Here is a 13,045-nt window from a genome sequence, read left to right as displayed (position 1 = left end):
TGTAGCAGCAGAGCATGCAGGGCCCACCCCGTCCACGGGGCCCGGGGTGGCTTCGGGGCTGTTGGCGTTCACGATTCGAAGCTATCCCACGCCGCCGACAGCCCCTGAAGTTATCCACAGGCCCCGTGGACGGGGTGGGCCCTGCATGCTCTGCTGCTACATGCTCTGTTGCGCCTGGGCCGCCGACACGTCCCGCACCCAGGGCGTCTTCGCGTCGGCCCGGCTGCTCTTCTGGACGTCCCAGGTGCCGTAGCGCGGGTTGAGGTCGACGTTCAGGTCCTTGGAGGCCTCGGACAGGGCCTTCCAGAACTCGGGGCGGTTGGTGTCGGTGCCGAGCTTCTCGGCGAGCTTCTGGGCCTCCAGCTGGAGGCGGAGGTTCTCTTCCAGGCGCTGCGGCGGGATGCCGTACTGCTGGAGCCAGGTCGTCTCCAGTTGCTTGGCACCGCCGGCCTGCTCCTCCAGACCGGACCGCATCTCCTGGATCTCCCTGCGGGTGACGGTCACACCGGCGTCCGCGGCGGCGCGGTGCAGCACCCGGTCGAGGATCATGGTCTGCAGGGTGTCGCGGGTGAGCGTGCCGGTCCCGGCGATGGCCTGCTGGTACTGGGCGTCGTTCCGTACGGCCGCCCGCTGGGCCGCGCGTACCTCGCCGACCCGCTCCTCCAGTTGGGAGACGGTGATCCGCTGGCCGCCCACGACGGCCGCCGCGCCGGGATGCGCGTCGTTGCCGCAGGCGGTGAGGAGGGGCGCCGCGGCGGCGATCGCTGCGGTGAGGAGGAGCGCGGTGCGACGGCGGCGGTGCAAGGGGACCTCCCGAGGAGATTGCATGACAGGTGCGGCGCGCAGCGCCTCCGCCAGGGGTGGTGGTCGGGCGACGGGCGGGCGCACAAGGTCTTGCGGTGATCGATGTTAGGCAGTGGCCGAGCTCTGGCCAACCCATTCGACCAACGATTCACCAGGACTTCCGGCACCGCCGCGCGGACCGGGCCGGGAGGGGAGCCGCGTCCGGGGGGTGGGCGCGGCTCCCCTCCCGGGGTTTCCGGGTCTCCGGTGCGGTCAGGGTTCCCTGCGCTCCTGCAGCCGGATCGCCGCCGTCAGCAGCCCGACGGCGAGGACGGTGACGTAGAGACCCGCCGCGTAGGGACCGCCGGGGAACGGCGTTCCGCCGGGCTGTCCCTGGAAGTCGCTGAGCGCGATGAAGGGCAGCCAGGCACCGATGTCGACGCTGAGCAGCCATTCGCCCGCGGCGCCCAGCGCCGGTTCGGCCACCAGGGACCACACCAGCACGACCGCCACGGTCGCGCCTCCGCTCTTGAGCAGCAGCCCGACCGCGAGACCGATGACCGCGGTGATCGCGAACGCCACGGGGACGGTGAGGAGCTGGCGCCAGTCGAGTCCGGAGTCCGGGGTGAGCCGCGCGGTGGGCTCCGCCAGCGCGGCCACGGCGAGGCCACCTGCCATGAGGACCGCCCCGGCGAGTGCGGCGAGCCCGGCGAAGACCGCCGCCTTGCCCGCCAGCAGCCGGTACCAGGACGGCACGGCCAGCCGGGAGGCCCAGATCGTGCCCCTGCGGAACTCCATGGTGGCCGAACGGGCGGCGAAGACCATGATGAGCAACTGGGCGAAGACCGGTCCCGTCAGGACGTCGGCGATGCCCGGCTCCTGTCCTTCCGCCGTCTCCCGCACCCCGAAGCCGCTCAGGGCCAGCGACACCGCGGCCGTGATGCCGAGGAACCACCACGTCGAGGCCGGCGACCGCAGCTTGTCGACTTCCGTCCGCAGTACGGCCGTGGTCATGCCCGGCTCCCTTCCACCGGTTGATGCACGGAGCCCCGGTACTCGACCGACTCGGCCGTGAGCTTCAGACAGGCGTCCTCGACCGTGCGGCGGCGCGGCGCCAGCTCGAACAGGACCAGTCCGGCCCGGGCGCCGCCCTGCCGATGTCCTCGCTGCTCATCCCGGAGACGAGCAGCGACTCGGCGCGCTCGGGTGCCTCGACGACGGTCGCGCCGTGCTCCACGACCAGGTCGCGCAGCCGCTCGGGCTCCTCGGCCCGTACCAGCACCTCCTCGGTGGAGCTGAGGGAGGTGAGGTCCGTGACGGAGCCCTGGGTGATCAGTTTCCCGCGCCCGATCATCACCACGTCGTCCACCAACTGCGCCATCTCGGCGAGCAGATGGCTGGAGACGAAGACGGTGCGTCCCTCGGCCGCCAGTGCGCGCAGCAGTCCCCGCATCCAGGCGATGCCCTCGGGGTCGAGGCCGTTGGCGGGTTCGTCGAGGACGAGGACGCCCGGATCGCCCAGCAGCGCGCCCGCCAGCCCCAGGCGCTGAGCCATGCCGAGCGAGAACCCGCCGACCCGCTTGCCCGCCACGTCGGTGAGCCCGACCTGCGCGAGCACCTCGTCCACCCGCTGCACGGGGATCCGGTTGCTGGGCGTCGAGCCCGCTCCCGAACTCGCCGCGCTGGCAGGCCAGCCGGCCTACGGCTCGTAAAGGAAGCTTTGCGGCCAAGGCCAGCCGCGTCACAGGCGTGCCGCGTCGCAAGGCGTGCCCCGTCGCAAGGCGTGCCGCATCCACACGGCGTGCCGCGGTCACAAGGCGTGCCGCGGTCACAAGGCGTGCCGCATCCACACGTTGGGCTCGACGTACACCGCGTATCCGCGCTCGGGCTCGCAGCGCACCGGCACCAGGGCGCCGGGCACCTCGATGTCGCCCTGGGTGTCGAAGGGCAGCCCCGTCCAGCGCCGCCAGTCCGCCAGTGAGGCGGCGACCGTCATGGACGCCGGTGCCACGCAGTCGATGGTGGCACCGGCCCGGACGTGGACCCGCAGCCACGGGTCCTGGGGCAGGCCGTCGGGGCGGACGCGGTGGGCGTACTCCTCGATGGGCGTGTGCGGTTCCAGGTGCTTGGCGTTGGGGCGGACCGGGGCGACGACCTCCCGGAAGCCGCGCGCCCGGGCGTTGTCGCGCATGGCGGAGAGCATGACCGCGGACAGGCCGCGGCCCTGGGCGTGCGGGGCGATCGAGACCGAGATCGCGCTGACGGTGTCGGGTCGGACCCCGCGACGCAGGTCGGAGAACGCCCACACCAGGACCGTGTCCCAGCCGTTCGCGGGCAGTTGGCCACGGCCCTCGGCCTTCAGGGCGAAGGGCACGCTGTAGGCGTTCGCGACGATCTCGCCCTGCTCGTCCTCGGCGAACAGGACGTACTCCGGGAGTTCGGCGGCGATCCGGGGGAAGTGCGCGGCGCCCACGAGGTCCTGGATCGTGAACTCCGGCCAGCTGTCCGCCATCCCGACGACCCGCTCCAGCATGTCCGGGCGGTCGGCGAGGCTCGATATCTTCGCGTGCATGCGGTCACGGTAGGCATGACGGCGCACAGCCGGAACCGAATTACGACGCGGGGGCACGGTCCGCCGCCCGGGGAGACCTTGCCCGGCGGGCGGCGATCACCATGACCGCTGTGGACAACAGGGCGATGCCGGCGCCGACATAGAGCGGTGAGGTGTAGCCGAGGCCCGCGGTGATGGCCAGGCCTCCGAGCCAGGCGCCGAGGGCGTTGCCGACGTTGGACGCGGACACGTTGGCGCTGGCGGCCAGTGCCGCTCCGTGCGCGTAGTCGGTGACTCGCGTGATCATCCCGGGCACGCTGGCGAACCCGGTCACGCCCATCACGAACACCAGGACGACCGAGGCGGTCGCGCTGCCGGCCAGCAGCCCGAACAGGGCCAGGGTGAGGGTGAGTCCGAACAGGGCGAGGACCAGGGCTCGGTCACGGTCGCGGTCGGCCGCGCGCCCGCCGACCAGGTTCCCGACGACCAGTCCGACGCCGTACACCATCAGCAGCCAGGCGACGTCCGCCGGGGCGAAACCGCTGACCTCGGTGAAGGTGTAGGCGATGTAGCTGAACGCGCCGAACATCCCGCCGTAGCTGAGCGCGGTGGCCGCCAGCGTCAGCCAGACCTGCCAGGACCGGAACGCCCGCAGCTGCGCCCGCAGGCCGCTGGGGGGCGCTGGGTCCGACTCGTCAGGCCCGGTGACCGACCGACCCGGTAGGGGATCCGTTCCCGTTGCCGGCCGGACCCGGCCCGCCCACGCGGGCACCAACGCGGCGATTCCCGCCAGCGCGAGCACGCCGATCGCGGTGACCGCCCAGAACGCCGCCCTCCAGCCCCAGCGCTCGCCGATCAGCGCGCCGAACGGCACGCCCAGCACGTTCGCGACCGTCAGCCCGGCGAACATGATCGCCACGGCCTGGGACTTCTTCTCCGGCACGACCAGACTGCGGGCGACCAGCGAGCCGATACCGAAGAAGGAACCGTGGCACAGCGCCGCGACGATCCGACCGAGCAGCATCACCGGGTAGTTCGGCGCGATGGCGGAGAGCAGGTTGCCGACGACGAACAGGGCCACCAGCCCGACCAGGACCTGCTTGCGGGGCAGCCGTGCCGTCGCCGCGGTCAGCGCGATCGCTCCCACCGCGACACTCAGCGCGTACCCGGAGATCAGCCAGCCCGCGGCCGCCTCGGACACCGTGAAACTGGACGCCACCTGCGGCAGCAGCCCCGCGATGAGGAACTCGGTCAGACCGATACCGAAGCCGCCGAGCGCCAGCGCGACGAGTCCACTCGGCATCCGTCACTCTCCGATCGAGCCCCCGTCACTCGTCCAGTGACATCACGTGCCACCTCAGCACATCGAGTCGGAGTTGGAAAGTGCTTTCTGGCCCAGCAGCAACCGCACCGGCAGCCCGGTGCCGTTTCAGCCGCCGCACTGCTCCAGCATCATCCGCTTGTCCGCCGCCGTGACGGGAAGCTCGTACTTCAGCGACACCTGGGCGAAGCGCACCGCATAGGCGCAGCGGATCCGCTTGTTGGGCGGCAGCCAGGACGCCGGACCGGAGTCGCCCTTCGAGCTGTTGGTCCGCCCGTCCACCGGGACGAGGTTGAGCGGGTCGTTGGCGATGGCCTCCCGCTTGTCCTCCGTCCAGCGCGAGGCGCCCATCTGCCAGTCGTAGGACAGCGGCATGACGTGGTCTATCTGGACCTCCGTCGCGCGGGACTTGGTCCACTCGATGACCTTCCCGGTGTACGGGTCGTGCAACGTCAGCGCCATGACGACGCAGTCCGAGCCGGACCGGAAGCGAAGGTCTTCCCCGTCACGCTTCAGGAGGTCGTTGCGCGAGTCGCACCCGTTGCGGGCGAAGGGGACGTCGGCCGGTGCCGAGTCCATCCAGGCGTAGCCGAACTTGTCCCGTTCGTAGCCCGTCCTGGGCCCGCGTCCCTTCGTCTCCACCTTCTCGATCAGGGCCCGGGCCCTCGCCTTGTCCTCGGTGGACGTGATCGCCGCCAGGCCCGGCTTCGTGCCGTCCGGGTTGTCCAGCGGGTTCACGGCTCGTCCGTCCCCGGCCGTAGGGACGCCGGAACCCGAGGGACCACCGCCGTCCGCTGGCGGGGCCAGGCCTTCACAGCCGGCCAGCGCCGAACCGGCGACCATCATCGCGACAGCCAGTGCCGCCCCACCCCTCAGACGCCTCACCGTGCGCCCCTCCCCTGCTCGCCTGTTCCGCCACCGCACGGGCGGTCTGTGCCTAGTCCCAGGTTGACTTGTATATCCGTTCCACAGGCCGATACCGCCAGTCCGGCGGCCTTTTTAGCTGTACCGCAACCGGCCGGTCGTCGTGACAAGGCCCCGGCACAGCGTGTTCACGGGCGACCACCCGGCGCAGAGGTATAGACCAAACTGGAATCAAATGGGCATACCGCGCATGTCACGCGTATCGTCGGTTCTGAGTCATCTCGGGAAGGAGTTCTGAATGGGCATCTTCGACAAGTTCAAGAGCCATGCGCGGAACAAGGGCAAGCAAGGCTCCGACACCGCGGAACAGCAGATGAACGAGAGGACCGGCGGCAAGTACGAGGACCAGATCGACACCGGGCAGCAGCGGATCGAGGGCTCGCTCGGCATGGACCGCGACCGCGACCGGCCCGACCAGCAGTAAGGCCTCCGAACATCAGAGGCCGTCCGCGGCGAGGCAACCAGGACGCACCTCCTGCGGGCGGCTTCCCTTGCCCGACGGCGCGTGGGGGAGGCGGATGAAGCCGGCGGCCCGAGCAGGCCCGCGCACCCGCCCGATCAGCMCGCCCCATCAGACCTTTCCTATGCCCAACGTCGTCTCCTGGGGCAGCAGGCCCGACGCCAGGACCGCGACCCAGAAGTCGCCCAGCAGTCCGGCGAGACGGTCGACGCCATCCGGGCCGAGCAACTGCCAGGGCCCGGCGGCAAGTCGGTCGGTATGCCGCTCCACTCGGTCACGCAGCGCGCGGCCCGCTTCCGTGGCCCCGCCGTCCGTGTCAACCAGGCCCCTGCCGGCCAGGCGGTCGCGCGCGGCAGCCCATTCCTCCGAGCTCCACCCACGGCTCTCGAAGCGCTCCACCGACGCGGCGCCTATCGCGGCGAAGGAGACGAGCGCCTCCACCGGATCCAGGCCGGCCACGAGCAGGGCCGCGAGGTGGCCGTCGCCGCGGTGCTCGCGCAGGATCGTCGCCGCGTGCCACAACTGCAGGTGCGGGGCCCGCGGCCAGTCGAGCGCGGCGTTGGCCGCGGCGAGCGGCCGGCCGGCCGGGTCCGCCGCCTCGGCCGCACGCCGGGCGAGCGCGGCGGCTTCCGCCAGTGCGGGGCTGTCCACCTGGTCGCCGAACAGGGCGCGGTAGGCCCGGTCGACCGCACGCGTCCGCGCTTCGAGGACCGCGTCCGGACTCGCGACCCGCCACGCCGGTTCGACATACTCGGCGACCATGCGAGGACTGAAGCTGTAGAAGGCCGAGGCCACCCGCTCCGGGCCGGCCTCCCCCAACGGGGCGGCGCGGTAGGCGAAGTAGCTCGGCCAGCGCTCCCGGGTGCCGTACCCGAGGGCCGCCGCCTCCTCGAAGGCCTCCGGCACGTAGTACAGCACCGCGTGCAGGGGCTCCAGCAGGTGCCACATCTGCCGCACGCGAGTCGGCTCCACGCCGCCGTCCCGCGTCACCGCGACTCCGTCGATCTCGCCGAGCTGTTCTGGCATGACATACCTCCACACACTCGCGTCCGCCCCGATCCGGGCCGCCACCTCGGCAGCGCGGTCGGTGGTCCCATCGCACTTGACCGCCGCCACTTCCGCCGCGTCGCGTCCGGCCCAGGCACTCAACTTGACACTGACAAGATTGCTCCGGCGACCCTGAACTTGTCAATGCCTAGATGCGGCGTACGCTCCTGACCATGAGCTCCAGCAAGGCATCAGCGACCGAGAAGGGCCCCAGCGGCCGTCCGTACCACCACGGCGACCTGCGCCGTGCCATCCTCACCGCCGCCCTCGACGCCATCGCGGCGGACGGTCCGTCCGGGCTGAGTCTGCGCGACCTCGCCCGCCGCGCCGGCGTCTCGCACGCCGCGCCCGCCCACCACTTCAAGGACCGCGCCGGACTGCTCACGGCGATCGCCGCCGAGGGCTTCGGGCTGCTCGCGACCGCGCTCAGGGCGGCGGCGGACCTGGAGGAGGCGGGTGTGCGCTACGTACATTTCGCGCGTGAGCATCCGGCGCACTTCCAGGTGATGTTCGCGCCCGAACTGCTGCGCACCGGCGACCTGGAACTGACCACGGCGCGCGCCCTCGCCTCGGACGCCCTGCGCGAGGCCGTCACGGCGGTGCCCGCGGAAGGCCGCGGCACCGACGCCCGACTCGCCGGCATCGCCGCCTGGTCCCTGGCCCACGGCTTCGCCACGCTGCTGCTCAGTCACAACCTGGACGACCCGGTGGGTGAGCAGGACCCCGAGGAGGTGTTCCGCAAGCTGGCGGGGATGCTGTTCCGCCACGCCGAGTAGCCGTCGCTCGCCCCCCTCGTGCCATACGGGCATGGCCTCGGCACTCGCGCTTGACCTTGACACTGACGTCAGGGTCCGACGATCCCCGCATGGCATCCCCATCCTCCTCCGCGTCCCCATCCCCGTATCCGGAGGCCCAGCGAGGGGCCCAGCGAGAGACCCGGCGAGAGCCCCGGCGAGAGACCTCTCGAACCGTGCTGTCACCGGCGCCGGTTCCGGCATCGGCCGTGCCACCGCCCACGCGTTCGCCGACGCGGGCGCACAGGTCGTGGCGGTGGGCCGCCGCGAGGCGCCGCTCGCCGGGACCGCCGCTCACGACCCGGCTCGCATCAGCCCGCTCGTCGCCGACATCACGGCCGACGACGGGCCCGAGAGCATCGTCCGTACGGCACTCGACCGGCACGGCCGCATCGACGTGCTCGTGAACAACGCGGGCATCGTCAACTCCCAGTCCCTGCGCACCTACACACGTGCCGCCGTGGAGCCCCAGCTCGCGACGAACCTCCTCGCTCCCGTCCTGCTCGTGCAGGCCGCGCTCCCGGCTCTGGAGGACAGCCGGGGCGTGATCGTGAACGTCACGACGTCCGTCGGGCAGCGCGCCTGGCCGGGCAACTCCCTGTACGCGGCCGGGAAGGCGGCCCTGGAGGTGCTCACGCGCAGTTGGGCGGTCGAGCTCGCCCCGCTGGGGATCCGGGTCGCGGCCGTGGCGCCGGGCGCGATCGACACACCGATCGGCGAACACGCGGGGCACACCCCCGAGCAGCAGGCCGCGATCCGCGCGTGGCAGCTCGCGCACACGCCGCTCGGCCGGGTCGGACGCCCCGAGGAGGTGGCGTGGGCGATCACGCAACTGGCATCGCCGCAGGCCTCGTTCGTCACCGGCGTGATCCTTCCGGTGGACGGCGGCGCGGTCGTCGCATGAGACTGATGCGCATGGCGGAACCACGTATGCGGATCGGTGAACTCGCCGAGGCGACCGGCACGACGCCGCGCGCCCTGCGCCACTACGAGCAGGCGGGGCTCATCACCTCCGCACGCGCCGCGAACGGCTATCGCCTGTACGACGCCGGCACGGCCGTCCGCGTCCGCAACGTCCGCCGTCTGCTGGACGTGGGCCTGACGCTCGACGACGTACGGGTGTTCCTGCCGTGCCTGGACGGCGACGTCACGGCCGGGCCCGCCTCCGAGGAGGCGCTCCGGGTCGCCGCCGGCCGTCTCGCGGTGCTGGACGCGCGCATCGCCGCGCAGGTCGCGGTCCGCGACCGGCTGGCGGCGGCACTGCGTCAGGCCACCGGGGCGCACGTACGACCGGTGGCCTGACGGGGTCTCGGCGGGCCCGGGCCGTCAGGACCCGAGCACCGACGTCAGGAACTCCCCGACCCAGGCCAGCAGATCCCTTCCGACCAGCGGCTTCCCGCCGACCTTCGCGGTCTTCGGGCGCGGCACCAGCACCTGGTGCGCGGCCGGCTTGATGACGACCCCGGGGTACAGCCGCTTGACCCGCAGCTCCTGCGACTCGCGCAACTCCACGGGCGCGAAGCGGATGTTGGTGCCCTGGAGCACGATCTCGCCGACGCCGCACGCCCGCGCGAGCATCCGCAGACCGGCCACGAGCAGCAGGTTCTCCACGGGTTCGGGCAGCTTGCCGTAGCGGTCGACGAGTTCCTCGCGTACGGCCTTGATGTCCTCCTCCGTGTTGGCGGAGGCGATGGCGCGGTACGCCTGGAGCCTGAGCCGCTCGCCCGGCGCGTAGTCGTGCGGGACGTGCGCGTCGACGGGCAGCTCGATCTTGACCTCGAGCGGCGGCTCCTCCTCGATCTCGCCGGTCTCCAGCTGGCGCCGGTAGTCGGCGACGGCCTCTCCGACCATCCGTACGTACAGGTCGAAGCCGACGCCCGCGATGTGGCCGGACTRCTCCCCGCCGAGCAGGTTGCCCGCGCCGCGGATCTCCAGGTCCTTCATCGCCACGTACATACCGGCGCCCATCTCCGTGTGCTGGGCGATGGTCGCGAGCCGCTCGTGCGCCGTCTCCGTGAGCGGCTTCTCCGGCGGGTAGAGGAAGTACGCGTACCCGCGCTCGCGGCCACGGCCCACCCGGCCGCGCAGCTGGTGCAGCTGGGACAGGCCGAAGGTGTCGCCGCGCTCCACGATGAGGGTGTTGGCGTTGGAGATGTCGATGCCGGATTCCACGATGGTCGTGGACACCAGCACGTCGAACTTCTTCTCCCAGAAGTCGACGACGACCTGTTCCAGTGCCTGCTCGGACATCTGGCCGTGGGCGGTGGCGATGCGCGCCTCGGGGACGATCTCGCGCAGCCGGGCGGTCGCGCGGTCGATCGACTCGACGCGGTTGTGGATGTAGAAGACCTGGCCCTCGCGCAGCAGCTCGCGGCGGATGGCGGCGCCGATCTGCTTCTCCTCGTAGGGGCCGACGAAGGTCAGCACCGGGTGCCGTTCCTCCGGAGGGGTCGTGATCGTGGACATCTCGCGGATGCCGGTCACCGCCATCTCCAGCGTCCTGGGGATCGGGGTGGCGGACATGGTCAGCACGTCGACGTTCGCGCGGAGCTTCTTCAGCTGCTCCTTGTGCTCGACGCCGAAGCGCTGTTCCTCGTCGACGATGACCAGGCCCAGGTCCTTGAACTTGGTCTCCGACGAGAACAGGCGGTGGGTGCCGATGACGATGTCCACCGAGCCCTCGCGCAGGCCCTCCAGGACGGCCTTGGCCTCCGTGTCGGTCTGGAAGCGGGACAGGGCCTTCACGCTCACCGGGAACTGCGCGTACCGCTCGCTGAACGTCCCGAAGTGCTGCTGCACCAGCAGCGTCGTGGGCACCAGGACGGCCACCTGCTTGCCGTCCTGGACGGCCTTGAAGGCGGCCCGGACCGCGATCTCGGTCTTGCCGTAGCCGACGTCGCCGCAGACCAGCCGGTCCATCGGGACCGACTTCTCCATGTCCTCCTTGACCTCGGCGATGGTGGTGAGCTGGTCGGGCGTCTCCGCGTAGGGGAAGGCGTCCTCCAGCTCGCGCTGCCAGGGGGTGTCCGCCCCGAAGGCGTGCCCGGGGGCGGCCATGCGGGCGCTGTAGAGCTTGATGAGATCGGCGGCGATCTCCTTGACGGCCTTCTTCGCGCGGGCCTTCGTCTTCGTCCAGTCGGCGCCGCCGAGGCGGTGCAGGGTGGGGGCCTCACCGCCGACGTACTTGGTGATCTGCTCCAGCTGGTCGGTGGGGATGTAGAGGCGGTCGCCGGGCTGGCCGCGCTTGGCGGGCGCGTACTCCACGACCAGGTACTCGCGGGTCGCGCCCTGCACGGTGCGCTGCACCATCTCGATGTAGCGGCCGACGCCGTGCTGCTCGTGGACGATGTAGTCGCCCGGCTCCAGGGTGAGCGGGTCGATGGTCTTGCGGCGGCGGGCCGGCATCCGGGCGCCGTCGCGACCCGCCGCCCGCTGGCCCGTCAGGTCCGTCTCCGTCAGTACGGCGAGTCTGAGGGCCGGGTCGACGAAGCCGTGCTCGATCGAGCCGCACGCCACGTGCACGACCGACGGGGAGATCTCGGCCAGCTCCGCGTCCAGGCGGGCGGCGATGCCCTCGCCGCCCAGCACCTCGACCGTACGGGCCGCCGGGCCGTGCGCCTCGGTGACGAACACCGTGCGCCAGCCGTCGGCGAGCCAGCCCTTGGTGTCGGCGAGCGCCTTGGCGGTGTCCCCGCGGTAGGTCTCCGGGGCGTGCATCCCCAGCTTCAGGGTGTCGCCCGCCGCGTCAGCGGCATATGTCTCCGTGAGCTCTTCGTCCGCGGCGAACGGCGACACCGACCACCACATCATGTCCAGCTCGCGGGCCCGGTCGCGGACGTCCGCGATGGACCACAGCGAGGCCGCGCCGACGTCGATGGGCGCTTCCCCGCCGCCCGCGGTGGCCGCCCAGGAGGCCTGGAGGAACTCCTGCGAGGTGGCGACCAGGTCCGACGCGCGCGTGCGGACCCGCTCCGGGTCGCACACCACGGCCATGGCGCCCTTGGGCAGCACGTCGAGCAGCAGTTCCATGTCGTCGACCAGGACCGGGGCGAGGGACTCCATGCCTTCGACGGCGATCCCCTCGGCGATCTTGCCGAGCAGTTCACCGAGCTCGGGGTGCGCCTCGGCCAGGGCACGCGCCCGCGCGCGGACGTCCTCGGTGAGCAGCAACTCGCGGCACGGCGGCGCCCACAAGCCGTGCTCGGCGACTTCCAGGGAGCGCTGGTCGGCGACCTTGAAGTAGCGGATCTCCTCGACGTCGTCGCCCCAGAACTCGATGCGCAGGGGGTGTTCCTCGGTGGGCGGGAACACGTCGAGGATGCCGCCGCGGACGGCGAACTCGCCGCGCTTCTCCACCAGCTCCACGCGCGCGTACGCGGCGGCCGCGAGCGCCTCGACGATGTCGCCGAGGTCGGCGCTCTGCCCCGACCTCAGGGAGACCGGCTCCAGGTCGCCGAGGCCCTTGACCTGCGGCTGGAGCACGGACCGCACGGGCGCGACGACGACGGAGACCGGGCCGGTCTCGGGGTCGTCGGGGCGGGGGTGGGCCAGGCGGCGCAGCACGGCCAGGCGGCGGCCGACGGTGTCGCTGCGGGGGCTGAGCCGCTCGTGCGGGAGCGTCTCCCAGGACGGATACTCCACGACCCCCTCCGGCGGGAGGAGGGAGCGCAGGGCCGCGGCCAGGTCCTCCGCCTCGCGGCCGGTCGCCGTCACCGCCAGCACCGGGCGGCCCGTGTCGCGAGCCAGGGCGGCGACCGCGAAGGGGCGGGCCGCGGGGGGGCCGACCAGGTCGACGTGCATGCGGTTGCCGTCTGCGGCCGCGTTGATCGCTTCCGCGAGGGCGGCGTCCTTACTTACGGCGTCGAGCAGACCGTGCAGGCTCATTCGGGGCTATTCCGTCCAGGGGGTGGGCAACACGACGGGCCCGACGCGCTCCGCGGGCCGGGGGTCTCCAGCGTACGACGACGCGCGCCCTCGCGGCGGGGCTGTGGATGACGCCCGCTCTCCGCGAGGCCCGCCCGGCCGCCTGCCCCCATGTGCAGCTGGGCAAGAGAACCACGCAGCCGGACGAGAACGGAACCAGCCGCCCAATCTTCACACCTTCACCTCCACCCGTCGATTTCGCCACGGCATGATCGGTCCGGTCCCTCAGCGGTCCCCCCACC

12 protein-coding genes are annotated in these 13,045 nt (G+C 71.9%); 4 read left to right on the top strand and 8 right to left on the bottom strand.

Annotated elements, in window-relative coordinates; all coding sequences use genetic code 11:
* Positions 1-156: 156 nt before the first annotated feature.
* From CA983_RS30900 to CA983_RS30875, 6 genes are all read right to left on the bottom strand, one after another.
* A complete protein-coding gene (locus CA983_RS30900; RefSeq protein WP_086604112.1) occupies positions 157-804 on the bottom strand; it encodes a SurA N-terminal domain-containing protein in 648 nt (215 codons plus the stop codon).
* Between the two features lie 252 nt (positions 805-1,056).
* Positions 1,057-1,797 (bottom strand): hypothetical protein, encoded by a 741-nt coding sequence (locus tag CA983_RS30895; protein WP_086604111.1) that lies wholly within the window; start codon positions 1,795-1,797, stop codon positions 1,057-1,059.
* A gap of 64 nt (positions 1,798-1,861) precedes the next feature.
* The gene (locus CA983_RS30890) at positions 1,862-2,419 is read right to left on the bottom strand and encodes an AAA family ATPase (RefSeq protein WP_158101910.1); all 558 of its coding nucleotides are present in this window, start codon (positions 2,417-2,419) and stop codon (positions 1,862-1,864) included.
* A 192-nt stretch (positions 2,420-2,611) separates the two neighbouring features.
* Positions 2,612-3,355, bottom strand: coding sequence for a GNAT family N-acetyltransferase (locus tag CA983_RS30885; protein ID WP_086604109.1), 744 nt, complete (start codon positions 3,353-3,355; stop codon positions 2,612-2,614).
* Positions 3,356-3,395: 40 nt separating this feature from the next.
* Positions 3,396-4,637: an MFS transporter gene (locus tag CA983_RS30880; RefSeq protein WP_086604108.1), complete on the bottom strand. Its 1,242-nt coding sequence runs from the start codon at positions 4,635-4,637 to the stop codon at positions 3,396-3,398.
* Between the two features lie 126 nt (positions 4,638-4,763).
* Positions 4,764-5,501 carry an HNH endonuclease family protein gene (locus tag CA983_RS30875; protein ID WP_244207171.1) on the bottom strand — a complete coding sequence of 246 codons (738 nt, stop codon included), beginning with the start codon at positions 5,499-5,501 and terminating at the stop codon, positions 4,764-4,766.
* A 316-nt stretch (positions 5,502-5,817) separates the two neighbouring features.
* Between CA983_RS30875 and CA983_RS30870 the strand changes: the two genes are divergently transcribed.
* Positions 5,818-6,003 (top strand): antitoxin, encoded by a 186-nt coding sequence (locus CA983_RS30870; protein ID WP_086604106.1) that lies wholly within the window; start codon positions 5,818-5,820, stop codon positions 6,001-6,003.
* Positions 6,004-6,150: 147 nt separating this feature from the next.
* Here the strand turns inward: CA983_RS30870 and CA983_RS30865 are convergent, their stop codons facing one another.
* The gene (locus CA983_RS30865) at positions 6,151-7,065 is read right to left on the bottom strand and encodes an SCO6745 family protein (RefSeq protein ID WP_086604115.1); all 915 of its coding nucleotides are present in this window, start codon (positions 7,063-7,065) and stop codon (positions 6,151-6,153) included.
* Positions 7,066-7,259: 194 nt separating this feature from the next.
* Here CA983_RS30865 and CA983_RS30860 point away from each other — a divergent pair, with 194 nt between their 5' ends.
* From CA983_RS30860 to CA983_RS30850, 3 genes are all read left to right on the top strand, one after another.
* Positions 7,260-7,862 (top strand): TetR/AcrR family transcriptional regulator, encoded by a 603-nt coding sequence (locus CA983_RS30860; protein ID WP_086604114.1) that lies wholly within the window; start codon positions 7,260-7,262, stop codon positions 7,860-7,862.
* Positions 7,863-8,082: 220 nt separating this feature from the next.
* Positions 8,083-8,784, top strand: a complete 702-nt coding sequence (locus CA983_RS30855) for an SDR family NAD(P)-dependent oxidoreductase (RefSeq protein ID WP_244207170.1) — start codon at positions 8,083-8,085, stop codon at positions 8,782-8,784.
* 26 nt (positions 8,785-8,810) lie between these two features.
* Entirely contained in the window at positions 8,811-9,182 is a 372-nt protein-coding gene (locus tag CA983_RS30850; protein ID WP_086604105.1) for a MerR family transcriptional regulator, read from the top strand.
* Positions 9,183-9,206: 24 nt separating this feature from the next.
* Here CA983_RS30850 and mfd read toward each other — a convergent pair whose 3' ends face one another.
* Entirely contained in the window at positions 9,207-12,764 is a 3,558-nt protein-coding gene (gene mfd / locus CA983_RS30845; RefSeq protein WP_086604104.1) for a transcription-repair coupling factor, read from the bottom strand.
* Positions 12,765-13,045: the final 281 nt, after the last annotated feature.

This window comes from Streptomyces swartbergensis, from assembly GCF_002148965.1.
GTDB lineage: Bacteria > Actinomycetota > Actinomycetes > Streptomycetales > Streptomycetaceae > Streptomyces > Streptomyces swartbergensis.
This window is presented reverse-complemented; position numbering and strand designations above follow the sequence as displayed.

Coding starts and splice junctions, on each gene's coding strand:
- CA983_RS30895 (WP_086604111.1), bottom strand. CDS start 1,797: ATGACCACGGCCGTACTGCGGACGGAAGTCGACAAGCTGCGGTCGCCG.
- CA983_RS30885 (WP_086604109.1), bottom strand. CDS start 3,355: ATGCACGCGAAGATATCGAGCCTCGCCGACCGCCCGGACATGCTGGAG.
- CA983_RS30880 (WP_086604108.1), bottom strand. CDS start 4,637: ATGCCGAGTGGACTCGTCGCGCTGGCGCTCGGCGGCTTCGGTATCGGT.
- CA983_RS30875 (WP_244207171.1), bottom strand. CDS start 5,501: ATGATGGTCGCCGGTTCGGCGCTGGCCGGCTGTGAAGGCCTGGCCCCG.
- CA983_RS30870 (WP_086604106.1), top strand. CDS start 5,818: ATGGGCATCTTCGACAAGTTCAAGAGCCATGCGCGGAACAAGGGCAAG.
- CA983_RS30865 (WP_086604115.1), bottom strand. CDS start 7,065: ATGCCAGAACAGCTCGGCGAGATCGACGGAGTCGCGGTGACGCGGGAC.
- CA983_RS30860 (WP_086604114.1), top strand. CDS start 7,260: ATGAGCTCCAGCAAGGCATCAGCGACCGAGAAGGGCCCCAGCGGCCGT.
- CA983_RS30850 (WP_086604105.1), top strand. CDS start 8,811: ATGCGGATCGGTGAACTCGCCGAGGCGACCGGCACGACGCCGCGCGCC.